This is a genomic window from Bradyrhizobium sp. CCBAU 051011, from assembly GCF_009930815.1.
Classification (GTDB): Bacteria; Pseudomonadota; Alphaproteobacteria; order Rhizobiales; family Xanthobacteraceae; genus Bradyrhizobium.
Genome location: NZ_CP022222.1, coordinates 4,480,210 through 4,496,510 on the forward strand (window position 1 = coordinate 4,480,210; position 16,301 = coordinate 4,496,510).

Consider the following 16,301-nt stretch of genomic DNA (forward strand, 5'->3'; position numbering starts at 1 on the left):
CAATGCGAGAATTTCGCCTCGCGGGAACGCATCCGTGCCGCTCGCGCGGCTTTGTCGATGGCGTGCACGGAAGTTGCGCACAACCAACAAGCCTCGTCCGGCCTATCGAGGCCGCAAGCCTTACTGGGTGACGCGGTCGTTCATCGCAACCTCCGGCATGCCGGCGCCGGCCGATGCCGTGCTTTTACGGGGACTCTGCACGATCGCTGCGCAGCGAGGAGTTCTTCTGGTTCCGCATCTCTCCCTTCGCTATAATCTAAGAATCCTTGATTGGTTAACCCGCAATGCCTGACGGCTCCGCTACTGCCCATACCTATCGCCCCAAGCTCCTCACCGTCCTGTCCGACGGATACGGTCTCGGGTGCTTTCGCAAGGACATGCTGGCGGCCCTGACGGTCGCCATCGTTGCTCTCCCGCTCTCGATGGCGATCGCCGTCGCCTCGGGCGTATCGCCCGAGCGGGGGTTATACGCCGCCGTCATCGGCGGCTTTTTGGTATCGGCTTTGGGCGGCAGCCGCTATCAGATCGGCGGTCCGGCCGGCGCGTTCATCGTCCTGGTATCGGCCACTGTAACGCGGTTCGGCCTCGAGGGGCTGCTGCTGACGGTTTTCATCTCCGGCTTCATGCTGACGCTGATCGGCCTTTTGCGGCTCGGCGCGCTGATCCGTTACATTCCACATGCGGTGACCGTCGGCTTCACCTGCGGCATCGCGGTTACGATCTTTGCCAGCCAGCTGCGGGATCTCGGAGGGCTGAAGCTTCCGGCGGTCGAACCCGGACCGCTGCTGCCGAAACTTGCAATGCTGGCGCAGTCCTTGCCGACCATCTCGCCGGCCGCGGTCGCGATTGGCATCGGTTCGGCGGCCCTGATCTTCCTGCTGCGGCGGCTTTCACCGAATTCGCCGGGAATGTTGATCGCGGTCGTGCTGGCCGCGGTGGCCGCTTGGCTGTTCCATCTGCCGGTCGAGACGATCGGCAGCCGTTTCGGCCAACTTCCGGATGGACTCCCAGGGCCACGCCTGCCGGCGATCTCCTACGCCACCGTGCTCGAAGTGCTGCCTGCCGCGCTTTCTTTCACGTTGCTAGGCGCCGTCGAGAGCTTGCTGTCCGCAAAGGTCGCCGACGGCATGACCGGGCGCAAACATCGTTACAATATGGAGGTGGTGGCGCAAGGCATCGCCAACGTCGCCTCCGCCTTGTTCGGTGGCATCAGTGTCACCGGCACGATTGCCCGTACGGCAACCAACATCCGCGCGGGCGCGTGCAGCCCGGTTTCCGGCATGGCGCACGCGTTGTTTGTGCTGGTGTTCATGGTGCTCGGAGCCCGGCTCGCAAGCTTCGTTCCGTTGTCGGCGCTGGCCGGCGTGCTGGTGGTGGTGTGCTGGAACATGGCGGAGAAGGAAGAGTTTTTTCGCCTGCTTCGCGGCTGGCGCAGCGCCGCGGTGCTGATCGCCACCTTCGGCCTGACCGTGGTCGAAGACCTGACCGTCGGCATCATCGCTGGATGCGCATTGGCCGCGGCGTTTGCGATCTACGATCGCATCAGGGCTGCGCGGTAGGTCGAGCTGCCTGGCTGGTTGCGAAAGCGGATCGGCGTTCGCTTCCCGACAGCATGACGCCGGGGCAAAGGGCCGGCATTTCGCCAGGTTAGCGATACATCGATAGTGAATTTTCGTAGCGGACAAAGTAAACGTGCATGCACGGCCGATGTCTGTCGGCAAGAATTTCCAGGATGTGAGAAGCAATGGCTCGGCAGTCGGAACGATCGGCGGCGACGATTGAGGGAGTGTTAGGCGCGGCTCAACGGCTCTTCATGACTCGAGGGTTCGATGCAGTCAGCATTGATGAGATCGCTGCAGCAGCCGGCATCGCGAAAGGCGGTTTCTATCACCACTTCTCGTCCAAACAGTCTGTATTCGAGGCGGTGCTCGATCGTGTACAGGCAGAGTTGGCGAGTCAGCTTGAATCGCGCCTTAAATCGAACACGGGGAAGCGCACACCCGAAACTATCGCGATGAATATTCTCGCCTATCTGAAGGCGGCCAGCGCCCCCGGATTACGGCAGCTAATTCTGATCGATGGGCCTGTCGTGCTGGGCTGGAAGCGATGTTGGGAGATCGATGATCATCACTTCTTTGCTTCGATCCATAGCGGCCTCGTCGCAATCATGGGACCGAAAGCTTCTCGGCGGCAAGTTGAGTCTGCCGCCCGGCTTGTTGCCGGAGCAACCATGGAAGCCGCGCTGGTGACTGGTAGCTCCGAAAACCCGGTTGCGGTCGCCCGGGTTTACTGTGCGACCTTGCGGAGCATGCTGTACGGACTCCAGAAACATCCGTGAAAAATCGCTGCGGACAGCCTCCGTCTTCCTCTTCCTGACTTACCGACTGAGAGTCTGTAACTGTATCCTCCATAACAAACCAACTGGGAGGGTGGACGTGAGAGCAATTGCCGAACAAAGCAACGATCTGGAAAAGCTGTTTGCCCGCTATCATGTCGGGTGGACGACGCGTAATCCAGATTTGATTGCATCGCTTCATTCCGATGACACCGTTTTCTGGGTGCACGACGGATCGGAGCCGGTGAACGGACGCGAAGCGCTCCGGCAACATTGCATTGGATTGTTTGCCAAGTATCAGTTCGGCCTTGAAGAGGGGCGAAAGCTGTTTGGCGCCGATCACTGGATCTTTGAGGGGTCCATGACCATGGATCTGTTGGATCCGAACGGCAAACCGTTTCCCGCCAAGGTCGAGATGGTCGATGTCGTCACCGTGAATGAAAGCGGTGAAGTGACCCGTAAGGACGTTTATCTGAACGGTTCCCAAAAGGACGCCGCTTTCAGTCGCGCCGGTCTCGACGCCGGCCGCGGACATCAAGGCTGACCGCTGCACGATGCCAGCGAAGAAGCGTCGGCTCCCTTGAATCAATCTGATCAGGAGTTTATCGGATCACGCATTAATCCCTCGCCGCCGGCTTGGTCGCGAACTGCGGGAACATCGCGGCGACTACGGGTCCGTCGGTGCGCCAGGAATGGCAGCCGCCGATGAAGAATGGACGCTCACCAGAGTTCTGCTGGTTCTCCAGCGTGTCGCGTCCCTCCGGTTTCCTGCCATAGGACATGGTCTGGTACAGCGTGGTCACGGCGGGGCCGAGCAATTCCATCAGGTGCGTGCAGGTCTCCAGCCGGCCGATCTTGCGCCGCACCGTTTCGCGCCAGCCCGGGCCGATGCGCTCGCCGATCAGGCGCCGCAGGATCGGCTCGACCTCGACACAAGTCGGGTAGGGCGTCGCGCGCATCATCGTCTGCGCCTCGTGGATGATCATGCCTTCATCGATGGCGAGCCGCACGCCGATGTCATGCACGGGATCGCCCGGCTTCAATTCCTCGCGAAAACGATCGGCGCGCTGGGTGAACGGTTTCGTGTCCCGCAGCCACGCCTCGACTTCCCAGAGCCCGTCGTCGCGCAGAAAGCCTTCGCACTCGACCGATCGCGTGTGCATCAGGCGGCGCGATTTGTTGGCATTTTCCAGAGACATCAGCAAATATCCTCGACGCGTCGCTCAGCCTAATTTGATGATCATCTTGCCCAGCGCCGATCGCGACTGCATGGTCTTGAACGCCTCGCGGAAATTCTCGAACGGCACGATCTTGCCGACCACCGGCTGCAATTTGCCGGATGCCAGCCAATCGAACAATTGCGCCATCAGCCGGGTGTGAGTCTCCGGCTCGCGCCGCTGGATCTGCGCCAGATCGACCCCGAGCAGGGCGCCGCCCTTGAGCAGCGGCAGGTTGAACGCCAGCGCCGGGATGGTGCCCGAAGCGAACCCGACCACGAGATGCCGTCCGCGCCAGGCGATCGAGCGAAACGCCTGCAGCGATACCTCGCCGCCGACGGGATCGTAAATGACATCGGGCCCATGGCCGCCGGTCAATTCCTTTAGCGTGTCGCGCCAGTCCGCCTTTGTGTAGTCGATGGTCTGATCGGCGCCGAAGCCAGCCGCGAAGTCGCGCTTCTCGGCCGTTGAGGCGGCTGCGATCACCCGCGCGCCCATCAGCTTGCCGATCTGAACGGCGGCGATGCCGACCCCGCCGGCCGCGCCCAGCACCAGCAATATCTCGCCGGCCTGAAGCGAGGCGCGGGCCTCCAGCGCGTAAAGCCCGGTCAGATAATTGGCCTGAAACGACGCGCCGGCCTCGAACGGCACCTGTGGCGGCAAGTGCTTGAGCGCGGCAGATGGCACCGAGATATATTCGGCGAGCGCGCCGGAACGGGCCATGCCGATCACCGGCATGCCCGGCTTGAAGGCGCTGACATTGTCCGCGACGTCGTCGACCGTTCCGGCAAACTCCGTTCCCGGCACGAACGGCAGCGGATCCTTGGTCTGGTAGAGACCCTGTACCTTCAAGCCATCGACGAAGCCGACCGCCGCCGCGCCGATCCTGACACGGACTTCGCCCGCGGCGAGGCCGGGCGTATCGATCTCCCTGATCGAGATACCGTCAATCGAATTGTAGTTGTCGACAACGACGGCCTTCATGCAAAATCTCTCATGCGGTTTCCTGGTCAACCTCAAGGCCTTGCGAAGGCATCTTGAGGTGCGTGCGGATTGTTGAGGTGAACTCTATTCGGCCGCCTCGGCCTGCCGGTCGATCGCCAGCGCACCTTGCTTGATGAGCGGAATCAAGTCACGGCCGATCGCCATCGTGTCGTGCGGATTTTCGAAACCGCGTAGCAGGAAGGAGTGAATGCCGAGCCGGTAATACTCCAGCACCGCCGCCGCAATCTGCTCGGGCGTGCCGACCAGGCATGACGTGTTGCCCGGCGCACCGGTGGCGCGGGCAATTCCCATCCACAGCCGCTCGTCATGTACGTCGCCTCGCGCGGCGTAGCCGAGCAGGCGTTCGGCGGAATGGTTGGTCGGTTGCGGCGCGGCGCCGGTCTTGCGCTCGACATCCGCCAGCAGCGCATTGGCCTTGTCCCATGCCGCGCCTTCGGTATCCGCCATGATCGGCCGCAGCGACATGTTGAAGCCGACCTGGCGCCCGAAGACGGCGGCACGCCGGCGGAAATCCTGCACCCGCTCGCGCGTCTCCTTCAGCGGCTCGCCGAAGATCGCGAACACGTCGCAATGCTTTGCGCCCATCTCCAGCGCGCCCCCAGAAGAGCCGCCGAAGAAGAGGGTGGGGTAGGGCTGCTGATGAGGCTTGATGTCGGAGAAACCGCCCTCGACGCGGTAGAACTCGCCCTTGTGATCGATCGGGCCGTCGCTGGTCCAGAGCTTCTGCATCACCTCGAGATATTCGCCGGCGCGGCGGTAGCGGTCGTTCTTGGGCAGGAAGTCGCCTTCGCTGGCCTGGTCCGCGTCGCTCGTGCCGGCGATGATATGCAGCGCCAGCCGGCCCTGCGTGAGCTGGTCGAAGGTCGCGACCTGCCGCGCGGCGAGGGCCGGCGCCACCGAGCCCGGCCGGTGCGCGATCAGGAACTTGATCCGCTCGGTGTGGTCGGCCGCATAGAGCGCAATCGCAAAGCCTTCGGCGGCGGAGGCATAATATCCGACCAGCACGGAATCATAGTTCCACTGCTCATGCAGCCGGGTGAAATCGATCACCCATTGCCGCGAGATCTGTCCCTTGATCAGGTGAACCGCGACGCCCTCCTGCTGGGTGCCGATCATTCCGATGATTCTTGCTGGCATTGGTGCGTCCCTGGTTCCCTCATGTTTGTTCCGAATGAAACGCGCAAGGCGAAGGGAAAGCAAGCAAACCCGTCGAATAGCGAAATGCGCTCAGTGAATTGCTGCGCTGCGTCAGATGCGGGACCAATGCACGGATCAATGCGTTAGCGGCCGAACGGCGCTACGCAGCGGGGAATCTTGCATGGAAGATCTTCTGTCAAAATTCGAACAGATATTTGGCTGGGTGCCGCAATGGGCAATCGGTCTCGGCCTCGTCGTGGGAGCTATTTTCATTGCACTGTTCGTCTACGGTATTGCCGCCAGAATCGTCAGGCGCGTAGTCGCAGCGCGCTGGCCGGCGGTGACGTTGCTCCTGCAGCGGATCGCCGGACCGAGCCGGCTGGCGCTCTGTCTGGTGGCGGTCGCGCTGGTGCTGCCGCTGGCGCCGCTGAACGACGTGCTGCGCGAACAGCTCCGGCACTTTTTCGTCGTCGCCGTCATCGCCCTGATCGGATGGATCACGGTTCGCGCCGTCGACATGGGGGCCGCCCGCTATCTGCAGCGGTTCCGCCTCGACACCGATGAGAACTTTCTCGCCCGCAAGCACGTCACCCAGGTTCGTGTCTTCAAGCGCGTGATCGATACGCTGATCATCCTCATCGCGATCTCGACCGCCTTGATGACTTTCGAATCCGTCAAGCAATACGGCGTCAGCCTGTTCGCGTCCGCCGGCGCCGCCGGCCTGATCGTCGGTCTGGCCGCAAGGCCGCTGCTCTCAAACCTGATCGCGGGGGTCCAGATCGCGATCACGCAACCGATCCGGATCGAGGACGCCGTCATCATCGAGAACGAATGGGGATGGGTCGAGGATATCGCCTCGACCTATGTCGTGGTCCGTCTCTGGGACTGGCGCAGGATGGTGGTCCCGCTGTCCTACTTCATCGAGCGTCCGTTCCAGAACTGGACCCGCGACACCCAATCGCTGATCGGGGCCATCGCCTTTCATGTCGATTACTGCACCGACGTCTCACGGATCAGGCAGCGGCTCGAGCAGGCCGTGCGCGAGTCCAAATTGTGGGATGGCGCCGTGGTCAATCTCCAGGTGATCGAGGCCAGCCCGCGGGCGATCGAACTCCGGGCGCTGGTCAGTGCCAGATCCGCACCGCAATCCTGGGATCTGCGCTGCGAGATCAGGGAAAAGCTGCTGGCCTTCATTCGCGAGGAAATGCCCGAAGCATTCCCGCGCGAGCGCGCCATGGTATCGCCCCCGATCGCCGATTTCGGCGGCGCGTTCGAGCATGGCGATGAGCGGTCGCGGCCGGTGCCGGCGCGGGCTCATAGCTGAGCACCACGGATGATCGGTTCAATCAAACCGAAAGGGCTCTAGACAATGCCGTGCTGCTTTAGAAGCGCCTGCTCATCGCCCGACACCCAGCCGAAGACCTTTGCCTCGCCGTTTAGCTTCTGGACCAGATAGTGAACATCGAAGTCTATTGTTGTGTCCTTCTGATCCTTGCGAGCATAAGTCGCGGTCCAAGAGACGTGGGCCACGCAGTGATACTCATCGATCGGTGAGAGACGAATATGACGAATCCGCATCCCCTTGGTCCCGATCGCGCGATAGTGCGCGTATCCTTGTGCCATGACCTGCTTTAGCTGATCGTCGTTCTTCCCGGTCATAACCCCGGCAGGCGAGGCCGCGATGAAATGCGAGGCATACAGCGACGCGACCTCATCCATATCCGAGTTCCCTTCGAGGGACTGATTGAAAAAGCTCTCGTATCGCTCGAATAGCTTCCTTACAGCGTTCTCCATCAGTTGTTTTCCCTAGGTTGAAGTCTCGCGCCTCCAACAACACCGATCTCAGGCAATTCGGTCCATGCTCCTCCAACTCAGCCCCGACGGGGCCGGAATGGGCCTTGCTTCCGCTGGTTCCGGCTGTAATGGATACGGCTGAACTTTCGTCCTTTACCTGTATCCAGAAGAAGAGATCGATGAGCCAACTGATTGTCCGCGCCGGTGAATTCACCTTTGAGGCCCGTTTCGAGGAGCAACTGGCGCCGAAGACGGTCGCCGCCTTCCGGAAGGCGATGCCGTTCGAGAGCCAGGCGATCCATGTCCGCTGGAGCGGCGAGGGTGTCTGGATGCCGCTCGGCGATCTCGATTTCGGCGTCTCCTACGAGAACCACACCAGCTACCCCGCGCCCGGCCAGATCATTCTTTATCCCGGCGGCATCAGCGAGACCGAAATCCTCTTGGCCTATGGCGGCGTGCATTTCGCCAGCAAGATGGGCCAGCTCGCTGGCAACCACTTCATCACCCTGACCTCGGGCCTTGAGAACCTGACCGCGTTCGGCAAGACCGTGCTGTGGAAGGGCGCGCAGAAGATCCGCTTCGAGGAAGTCTGAGCATGGCCGCGCCGGTCTACCCGCGCGACTTCCGCGGCTACGGGCGCAACCCGCCCGATCCGAAGTGGCCCGGCAATGCGCGGGTCGCCGTCCAGTTCGTGGTGAATTTCGAGGAGGGGGGCGAGAACAATATTCTCGATGGCGATCCTGCCTCGGAAGCGTTTCTGTCCGACGTACTGGGCGCGAAGCCCTGGCCCGGACAGCGCCACGCCAATATCGAATCGATGTTCGAATATGGTTCGCGCGCCGGCTTCTGGCGGCTGTGGCGGATGTTCACTGAGCGCAATCTGCCCGCCACCGTGTTCGGCGTCGCCAAGGCGCTGCAGCGAAATCCGGACATCGTCGCCGCCATGAAGGAGGCCGGCTGGGACATCGCCAGCCATAGCCTGCGATGGATCGAGCACAAGGACATGTCGGAAACCGAGGAGCGGACCGAGATCGCAGCTGCAATCCGCGTCCACACCGAGGCGACCGGCGCACGTCCGCTCGGCTGGTATACCGGCCGTTCCTCGATCAACACATTAAGGCTTCTGATGGAAGCCGGCGGTCTGCTGTATCTCTGCGACTCCTATGCCGACGACCTGCCATACTGGATCAAGTCGCGCGGCTCGAAGCCGCATCTGGTCATCCCCTATACGCTCGATGCCAATGACATGCGGTTTATCAACGCGCAGGGCTTTGGCGGCGGCGACGAATTCTTCACCTACCTCAAGGACAGCTTTGACGTTCTTTATGCGGAAGGCGAAACCGCGCCGAAGATGATGTCCGTCGGCCTGCATTGCCGGGTCGTCGGCCGCCCCGGCCGCGCCGCGGCGCTGATGCGGTTTCTCGACTATATCGGAAAGCACGAGCGGGTCTGGGTGCCGACGCGGCTGGAGATCGCGCAGCATTGGCACGCCAATCTGGCCCATCTCGCCGACGATGCTTTCGATATTGGATGAAGCCATGCTCGGCGATGAAATCGTAAGCCGCATCAATCAGCTCGGAGCGATTTCCGAGACCTCCGATAATCTGACGCGGATCTTCCTGTCGCCCGAGCATCGCAGCGCGGCCGACCTCATCCTGTCCTGGATGCGGGACGCCGGCATGGCCGCGCATCTCGATGCCATCGGCAATGTCTGCGGCCGCTACGAAGGCGAACGTGCCGGACTGCCGTGCCTGATGCTCGGCTCGCATTACGACACCGTGCGCGACGCCGGCAAATGGGATGGGCCGCTCGGGGTGATCACGGCGATTGCCTGTGTCGCCGATCTGAACCGGCGCGGCGTGCGGTTGCCCTTCGCGGTCGAAATCGTCGGCTTTGCCGACGAGGAGGGCGTGCGGTTTGCCTCCACGCTGCTCGGCAGCCGGGCCGTCGCGGGCACCTTCGACGAAAGCGTGCTCAACACGCGTGACCGTGACGGCGTCTCGATGCGCGAGGCGCTTGCGCAGTTCGGCCTCGACCCTGACCGCATCGGCGCGGCCGCGCGGGTGCGCCGCGAACTGCATGCCTATGTCGAACTGCACATCGAGCAGGGGCCGGTGCTGGAACAGCAAAACATTCCCGTCGGCGTGGTGACGGCGATCGCGGGCGCCACGCGGCTCGCCGCGAACCTCTCCGGCATGGCCGGCCATGCTGGCACGGTGCCGATGGCGCTGCGGCGCGATGCGCTGGCGGGCGCCGCCGAATGCATCGTCGCGGTCGAGCAATTCTGCAGGGACGACGGCTCGGGCCTGGTCGGCACCGTCGGCGCCATCACCGCGCTGCCGGGCGCGACCAACGTCATTCCGGGCAAGGTGTCATTCACCCTGGACATCCGCGCGCCGACCGACACCCACCGCAAGAGCGCTGTCGCCGAGATCGTGCGGCAGATCGAGGCGATCGCAAAGCGCCGGGAACTGTCGCTCCAGATCGACGTGACCCACGAAAATCGTACCGTGCCCTGTGCGCCCTGGCTGAAAGCGCAAATGGCGGAAGCGGTTGCGGCCGAAGGTTTCGGCGCGTTCGAACTGCCGAGCGGAGCGGGGCATGACGGCATGGCGATGATCGATATATCAGATGTCGCCATGCTGTTCGTGCGCTGCCGCGGTGGCATCAGCCATAACCCGGCCGAGCATGTCGAGCCCGCCGATGCCGATGCGGGGGCACGCGTGCTGCTGCGGCTGATCGAGAATTTCCGGCCAAAGGTATAAGGGCGGAGCCGCCTGATCGTAGGATGGGTAGAGCGCAGCGAAACCCATCACCTTGCCAGGGCTGGCCAACGCAAACTTGCAGCTGTGAGCGAGGGCAATCGGGAAGGCATGGTGGGTTTCGCTGAGCTCTACCCACCCTACAGGCTACAGGGCTTCCCGCTTTTATGACAACGCGATGACATCATGAGTCATCTGGCAGAAATACGAATCGGCGATGTCTGGGGCACCAACCCGTGGTAATCGAAACCACGGAAACCACGTTCGTCAAGGCAGATGCACCGTCACATTTCATTTTCATCTCATCGCGAGTACCGATTTTACCAGGGTCCGATTGCCACCTGCGTTGCCAACGGTATTCAGGCTGTCAATTTTCTCGGCGACCGGTTCCTGAGAAAATATCAGACATCGGCGGGGATCGAGGAGCTGTACAGGCGCTCGGTCGACAACGCCTTTTCTCCGCAGGAAGCCTTTCTGGTCACGGGGGCGCCGCACGCATCCGCCTACTATCCTCGGGACTTTGCCTGGTTTTATCCCGATGTTCTCGATCCTGAGACCATCCTGGATTCCGAGGATGCCGTCCGCAGGGTTCGCCTGCTCGAAAAGAGCGTCCGGCTGATGCTGGAGGCCGTCCGCGCCGATGTCGTCACCACGACCATTGTTCCCGCAGGCGGCGATCGGTACATCGGCGTCAATTACTTCTCGCTGCCGTCGGATACGCTGCTGGGCATCCTCGCCGGTCTGGAACAGATCATACGCGCCGACCAAAGGGCATCTTCAAATCTGGCGATGGCGCAAGGTGCTCATGCCGGCCGCATGTTGCTCGCCGGGTACCGTGAGGACCTGAAGAAGGCGATACTTCACCTCGCCAGCGCCCTGCAGCCGTTCGACGACAACGGCATCGCGGCTCTGCTGTGTGACCTAAACGCACCTCGTTCCGCGGCGACGGATACCCGTGCCGAGCGCAGGCGTTTCGTCACCAATGCATGCGTCTACGCGACCTTTGTGCGCGGCATTCGGTTGGGGGTGGTCGACCAGACGGAGCTGGAGGGGCTGATTGGACGCGCGCTTTCGCAGTACAAGAAGGAGCTTCTGCGGTTGTTCGGCAAGCACGGCCATATCCAGCATGCCTTGGATTCCAGACATCAGCCGGCGGCGTCTGCCATTGCGCTCGATTTCGTCAATGTGCACCAGGGATTTTGGGATCTCGGTGACGAGAGCGAACGCGCGCTGTTCGCAGCCACGACCGATCTGATACTTGGCGAGCCGCAGTTTCGAATTCCGGATACGTCTCACTTCCTGGTATCCGTGGATAATCCGCAGACCAAGATGATCCACAAGATCGCGGCTTCGGCCTACCAGGGGCGTTCCTGCTGGCCGACGTTTAACGTCGAATTCGCCGACCGCATGCTGGACTACGATGAACATTCCGGCACCGACACGTACCGGTCCTGCGCCCGCGATATATTGAGGGACATCCGTACCGCGACCGAAACGCACGGCGGATATCAGGAGCTGCTGTCGGAGAAGGGCCTCAAGTACCGCACATGGGCTTATCAGAGCGCCGTCGCGCACTCCTGGTTTCCACGTTTTCTGTCGGTCTGGCAGCGGGCATTCGGGGCGCCGCTGCTTAACAGGAACTAGACCGTCCCTTTTTTGGCCGGACTTGCGTTACCGCCTGTCGAGATTTGCGCCGCGCGCCAATGCGGCCGCAGTCTCGAGCCCGACATGGCGGACGAGCGGGTCGGCATGGCGGTGAACCAGCCACCATTGCCCGCCTTGCCTGCGATAGACCAGCGTCACCCGCAGCGACCAGTCCTGGTCCGGCAAGCCGCCGACCTCGCCGTGCTGCCGCTCGATCACGACAAGCACGGCCAGATCGCCTGATGCATAGGATTGGACGAGTTCGACCTTGGCGTCGCCATTCGCAAAATAGCTGGCGAGCCGCGCCAGCCGCTCGGGACTCATGTCAAAACCCCGGCTGGCTTCGCCGCCAAACGGCTGCATCAGTGTAAAGTCATCCGAGATGCGCGTCAGGCCGGACCATCTGTCCATGTCGCCGCGCATGAACGCCGAAGCCCGGGCCTCGGTCTTGCTGACCAGATCGACAAGTTCCTGTTCCGAACTTGCCCACATTGGCTCCTGTGCGGCGCCGGCCGACAGTGGCATTGCAAGCGCGGCCTTCAGAGCCAAACGCCTCCAGCGGTTCGATTTGAACATTTGGGTATCTCCATTCGGGTTGGGCCAGCCACTGACCGGCGGTGCCGCCGAAATGTCATTTCGTTGGTGCTGAATCCAGTGATATGATTTCAGCATTATGCTGAACCAAATTGATCTATCCCGCATCGACCTCAACCTGCTCGTGCTGTTCGAGATCGTCTTTGAGGAGCGGCATGTCGGCCGCTCGGCGGAGCGGCTGCATCTTTCGCCGTCCGCCATCAGCCACGGTCTGGGTCGCCTTCGCACGCTGCTCGGCGACCCCCTGTTTCTCAAGACCCCGAAAGGCGTCGTTCCGACGGAGCGCGCTCTCCAGCTAGCGACATCAGTTGCCGAAATTCTCGCGCGGATCCGCGGCGTCGTTTCGACGGTTACGCCGTTTGATCCGCGGCATTCGACGCGCCGCTTCGTCATTGGCGCGCCGGATGGCGTGTCGTCAGTCATCCTGCCTTCGCTGCTGGAGACGTTGCGTGGGGTGGCGCCGGGCGTCGATGTCGGAATCCGGCAGCTGCTGCCGGTGCAAGGCTTCACCGTGCCTCATCTGGCGTGGAAGGATGCGTTGAAAGAGCTCGAAGACCGGACGTTGGATATTGCGATCATTCCCTTCGACGATATTCCGGTCCGTTTCCATAAACAGAAGCTCTACGAAGAGGAGTTCGTTATTGCCGTACGAAAGGGGCATCCGTTCCAGCGTAACCCGACCCTCAAACGCTACTGCGAGATGGAGCATCTCGTCGTTTCGCACACCGGAGATGTTTCCGGATTCGTGGATGTTGAGCTCGCCAAGAAAGGCTTGGCCCGGCGCGTGGCCCTGACTGTGCCAAATTTCAATTTCGCACTTTCCGTGCTTTCCGAAACCGAGATGGTTTCGGCGCTGCCGAGATCGTTCGTGGAGATCCATGGCGCCCGCTTTGATGTCGTCGCCGTCAAGACGCCGCTGCCGCTGCCGCGCTTCTCGATCAATATGGTTCTGCCGAAAGTTGCGATGATGGATGCCGGGCTTGCCTGGCTGGTCGAGTTGCTGGGACAGGTGCGAGCAGGAAATGGCGGATCGTCCGTTCTTCGTTCGGGCAAGCGCAATCGCAGCATGCACAGCTAATGAGCAACTGCCCGCTTGTGGTGCGTTCGATGAAGGCGAGCCAAGACCAGCATCGGTGAGTAAAGGACTGACAATACGATTGATTTTCTCCGGAGCCGGCGCGCGACCCCATTGTACACAATGGCATGCGCCTTGCTTGCCTCACCGCGAGACTTGTCTCGTTCGGGGCGCGTACGTCATGGCGATCTCAGCAAAGCTCGCAGCGGAGCCGGAGCCGATCGAGCTCGACTGGACAGTCACCGCGCTTCTCATCATCGACATGCAGCGCGATTTCATGGAGCCCGGCGGCTTCGGCGAGACGCTCGGCAATGACGTCAGCCAGCTTGCGCGGGCGGTTAAGCCGATCGCATCCGTGCTGGATGCGGCGCGCGGGGCCGGCATGCTCGTCATCCACACCCGCGAAGGTCATCTGCCCGATCTCTCCGACGCGCCGCCGGCCAAGGTCGAGCGCGGCGCGCCGTCGCTGCGCATCGGCGATCCCGGCCCGATGGGGCGGATCCTCATTCGTGGTGAAGCCGGCCACGACATCATTCCTGAGCTTTATCCGCTCGACAGCGAGATCGTGATCGACAAGCCGGGCAAGGGCGCGTTCTACGCCACGGAGCTTGGCGAGGTGCTGCAGCGCTACGGCATCGAGAACCTTTTGGTGTGCGGCGTCACCACCGAGGTTTGCGTCAACACCACCGTGCGCGAGGCCAATGACCGCGGCTATCGCTGCGTGGTGCTGGCGGACGGCTGCGCCTCCTACTTTCCGGAATTCCACGAGATGGGCCTGAAGATGATCAAGGCCCAGGGCGGCATCTTCGGCTGGGTCTCCAATTCGGCCGCGGTGCTGGAGGCGATTTCACCGGAGATTCCAGCAACGGCAGTAGCGGGGGCATCACGATGAGCACCACGGGGACATCAGCATCATCCACCTTCAAGCCGGCATTGTGGACGCCGGGCGACTGGAACGCGCTGTTCGGCTTCGGCACCAACATCCTCGTCAACATGCTGGTGCTGACCGGGCTGTTGCGCTTCGTGCTGAAGATGCCTGACTCGATTGTATTCGGCCGCATCCTGCCGGCGCTCGGCCTGATGATGTGCCTCTCCACGTTCTATTATGCGTACCTTGCCTACAGGCTCGCACAGAAGACCGGCCGCAACGACGTTTGCGCGCTGCCATCAGGCGTCAGCGTGCCGCACATGTTCATCGTCACCTTCGTGATCATGCTGCCGATCACGCTGAAGACCGGCGATCCCGTCAAGGGCTGGTCGGCGGGTCTCGTCTGGGTGTTCTTCCAGAGTTTTATTCTGATGATCGGCGGTTTCATCGCGCCGTACATCCGCAAGATCACCCCGCGTGCGGCGCTGCTCGGCACGCTCGCCGGCGTCTCCGTCACCTTCATCTCGATGCGGCCGGCGCTGGAAATGTACATGACGCCGCAGATCGGGCTGATCTGCTTTGCCATCATTCTGGTGGCGTGGTTCGGCGGTGTAAAATATCCGAAGGGAATTCCGGCCGGCCTCATTGCCATTGCCGCCGGCATGCTCATCGCCTGGGGTTCAAATCTGTTCGGGCTCGGGCTCGGTGGCTTGAGCCTGAAGGGTGTCGGCGACGCCTTTGCCAATTTCGGCTTCTCGGTGCCGCTGCCGGCTCTTGGCCACGTCTTCTCCGGCTTTGAATTCCTCGGCATCATTCTGGTGACGGCGATTCCGTTCGGCATCTACGATCTCGTCGAGGCCATGGATAACGTCGAAAGCGCGGAAGCGGCGGGCGACGAATATCCGACTACCCGCGTGCTCACCGCGGACGGCGTTGTCAGCCTGATCGGCTGCCTGATGGGCAATCCCTTCATCAACGCGGTCTATATCGGCCATCCCGGCTGGAAGGCGATGGGCGGGCGCATCGGCTATTCGGCGGCGACAGGCATCCTGGTGGTGCTGCTATCGTGGTTCGGCATCATCTCGGTGCTGCTGGCGCTGGTGCCCGTGGTCGCGATCTCGCCGATCCTGCTCTATATCGGCATGCTGATCGGCGCACAGGCGTTCCAGACCACGCCGGTCAAGCACGCGCCCGCGATCGTGCTGGCGCTGACGCCGCATCTTGCCGCGTGGGCCAAACTGCAGATCGACACCATGTTGGCCTCGACCATGACCGCGGCGCAGACGGTGGGCGGGCTTGCGGCCGACAAGGCGGACGCGGTGAAGGCCGCCGCCATCGCGGCGCTGCCGCAGCAGGGCGTGATCTATCACGGGCTGGAAGTGATGGGCGGCGGCTCGATCCTCGCCGGCCTCGTTCTCGGCGCAATCGGCGTGTTCGTCATCGAGCGGGACTTCATGAAGGCGTCAGCCTTCGCGCTCGCCGGTGCGGTCATGACCTATTTCGGCTTCATGCACGGCGAAGCCGTCGGCATCGGCGGCGGTCTTGGTGTCACGCCGGGCGTGGCGCTCGCCTATGCGGTGGTGGCAGCGGGCATGTACGCGCTGGCGAAGAATAGTCCGAGCGTGGACTACAGCGCGCATTCGGAAGTGCCGGCGGCGGCGCCGGCGGAGTGAGCTTCCAACTCCTCATGGTGAGGAGCGCGAAGCGCGTCTCGACCATGAGGCCACAGTCGGGCCTCTTCCTTCGAGACGCGCGTTCCGCGCTCCCCGGGATGAGCGGAGCGCGAAACGGCGCCAACTTTCATTCCCACCTTCGACCGCGGGCAAGTCATTGCCGGCCAGCGAAATCTGTTGCGGTCCAACTCAAATAA

General features: G+C 62.3%; 15 protein-coding genes and 1 pseudogene. 11 read left to right on the top strand and 5 right to left on the bottom strand.

Features of this window, described 5'->3' with window-relative positions:
- Window positions 1–284: 284 nt before the first annotated feature.
- The 3 genes and pseudogenes from ACH79_RS21080 to ACH79_RS21090 form a co-directional block, all read left to right on the top strand.
- Window positions 285–1,532 (top strand): annotated as a pseudogene (locus ACH79_RS21080) (SulP family inorganic anion transporter); the annotation flags it as partial.
- A gap of 212 nt (window positions 1,533–1,744) precedes the next feature.
- A complete protein-coding gene (locus ACH79_RS21085; RefSeq protein ID WP_161852697.1) occupies window positions 1,745–2,338 on the top strand; it encodes a TetR/AcrR family transcriptional regulator in 594 nt (197 codons plus the stop codon).
- 97 nt (window positions 2,339–2,435) lie between these two features.
- The gene (locus tag ACH79_RS21090) at window positions 2,436–2,879 is read left to right on the top strand and encodes a nuclear transport factor 2 family protein (RefSeq protein ID WP_161852698.1); all 444 of its coding nucleotides are present in this window, start codon (window positions 2,436–2,438) and stop codon (window positions 2,877–2,879) included.
- Between the two features lie 73 nt (window positions 2,880–2,952).
- On the opposite strand, the gene ACH79_RS21095 is transcribed toward ACH79_RS21090, so the two are convergent.
- From ACH79_RS21095 to ACH79_RS21105, 3 genes are all read right to left on the bottom strand, one after another.
- Window positions 2,953–3,534 carry a DUF2889 domain-containing protein gene (locus tag ACH79_RS21095; protein ID WP_161852699.1) on the bottom strand — a complete coding sequence of 194 codons (582 nt, stop codon included), beginning with the start codon at window positions 3,532–3,534 and terminating at the stop codon, window positions 2,953–2,955.
- A gap of 24 nt (window positions 3,535–3,558) precedes the next feature.
- The gene (locus ACH79_RS21100; protein ID WP_161852700.1) at window positions 3,559–4,536 is read right to left on the bottom strand and encodes an NADPH:quinone oxidoreductase family protein; all 978 of its coding nucleotides are present in this window, start codon (window positions 4,534–4,536) and stop codon (window positions 3,559–3,561) included.
- A gap of 84 nt (window positions 4,537–4,620) precedes the next feature.
- Window positions 4,621–5,694 carry an LLM class flavin-dependent oxidoreductase gene (locus tag ACH79_RS21105; RefSeq protein ID WP_161852701.1) on the bottom strand — a complete coding sequence of 358 codons (1,074 nt, stop codon included), beginning with the start codon at window positions 5,692–5,694 and terminating at the stop codon, window positions 4,621–4,623.
- A 181-nt stretch (window positions 5,695–5,875) separates the two neighbouring features.
- Between ACH79_RS21105 and ACH79_RS21110 the strand changes: the two genes are divergently transcribed.
- Window positions 5,876–7,018 (top strand): mechanosensitive ion channel family protein, encoded by a 1,143-nt coding sequence (locus ACH79_RS21110; protein ID WP_161852702.1) that lies wholly within the window; start codon window positions 5,876–5,878, stop codon window positions 7,016–7,018.
- 38 nt (window positions 7,019–7,056) lie between these two features.
- Here the strand turns inward: ACH79_RS21110 and ACH79_RS21115 are convergent, their stop codons facing one another.
- Window positions 7,057–7,488: a nuclear transport factor 2 family protein gene (locus ACH79_RS21115; protein WP_161852703.1), complete on the bottom strand. Its 432-nt coding sequence runs from the start codon at window positions 7,486–7,488 to the stop codon at window positions 7,057–7,059.
- A gap of 179 nt (window positions 7,489–7,667) precedes the next feature.
- Between ACH79_RS21115 and ACH79_RS21120 the strand changes: the two genes are divergently transcribed.
- From ACH79_RS21120 to ACH79_RS21135, 4 genes are all read left to right on the top strand, one after another.
- Window positions 7,668–8,081 carry a DUF3830 family protein gene (locus tag ACH79_RS21120; protein ID WP_057833489.1) on the top strand — a complete coding sequence of 138 codons (414 nt, stop codon included), beginning with the start codon at window positions 7,668–7,670 and terminating at the stop codon, window positions 8,079–8,081.
- 2 nt (window positions 8,082–8,083) lie between these two features.
- Window positions 8,084–9,022, top strand: a complete 939-nt coding sequence (gene puuE / locus ACH79_RS21125) for an allantoinase PuuE (RefSeq protein WP_161852704.1) — start codon at window positions 8,084–8,086, stop codon at window positions 9,020–9,022.
- 4 nt (window positions 9,023–9,026) lie between these two features.
- Window positions 9,027–10,253 carry an allantoate amidohydrolase gene (locus ACH79_RS21130; RefSeq protein ID WP_246738623.1) on the top strand — a complete coding sequence of 409 codons (1,227 nt, stop codon included), beginning with the start codon at window positions 9,027–9,029 and terminating at the stop codon, window positions 10,251–10,253.
- Between the two features lie 273 nt (window positions 10,254–10,526).
- Window positions 10,527–11,894: a hypothetical protein gene (locus ACH79_RS21135; protein WP_161852706.1), complete on the top strand. Its 1,368-nt coding sequence runs from the start codon at window positions 10,527–10,529 to the stop codon at window positions 11,892–11,894.
- Window positions 11,895–11,921: 27 nt separating this feature from the next.
- On the opposite strand, the gene ACH79_RS21140 is transcribed toward ACH79_RS21135, so the two are convergent.
- The gene (locus ACH79_RS21140; RefSeq protein ID WP_202639287.1) at window positions 11,922–12,470 is read right to left on the bottom strand and encodes a DUF4440 domain-containing protein; all 549 of its coding nucleotides are present in this window, start codon (window positions 12,468–12,470) and stop codon (window positions 11,922–11,924) included.
- A gap of 97 nt (window positions 12,471–12,567) precedes the next feature.
- On the opposite strand from ACH79_RS21140, the gene ACH79_RS21145 reads away from it, so the two are divergent.
- From ACH79_RS21145 to ACH79_RS21155, 3 genes are all read left to right on the top strand, one after another.
- Window positions 12,568–13,566, top strand: coding sequence for a LysR family transcriptional regulator (locus ACH79_RS21145; RefSeq protein WP_161852707.1), 999 nt, complete (start codon window positions 12,568–12,570; stop codon window positions 13,564–13,566).
- Window positions 13,567–13,744: 178 nt separating this feature from the next.
- Window positions 13,745–14,455, top strand: a complete 711-nt coding sequence (locus ACH79_RS21150; protein WP_161852708.1) for a cysteine hydrolase family protein — start codon at window positions 13,745–13,747, stop codon at window positions 14,453–14,455.
- Window positions 14,452–16,104, top strand: coding sequence for a regulator (locus ACH79_RS21155; protein ID WP_161852709.1), 1,653 nt, complete (start codon window positions 14,452–14,454; stop codon window positions 16,102–16,104). The genes ACH79_RS21150 and ACH79_RS21155 overlap by 4 nt, the downstream gene beginning before the upstream one ends.
- Window positions 16,105–16,301: the final 197 nt, after the last annotated feature.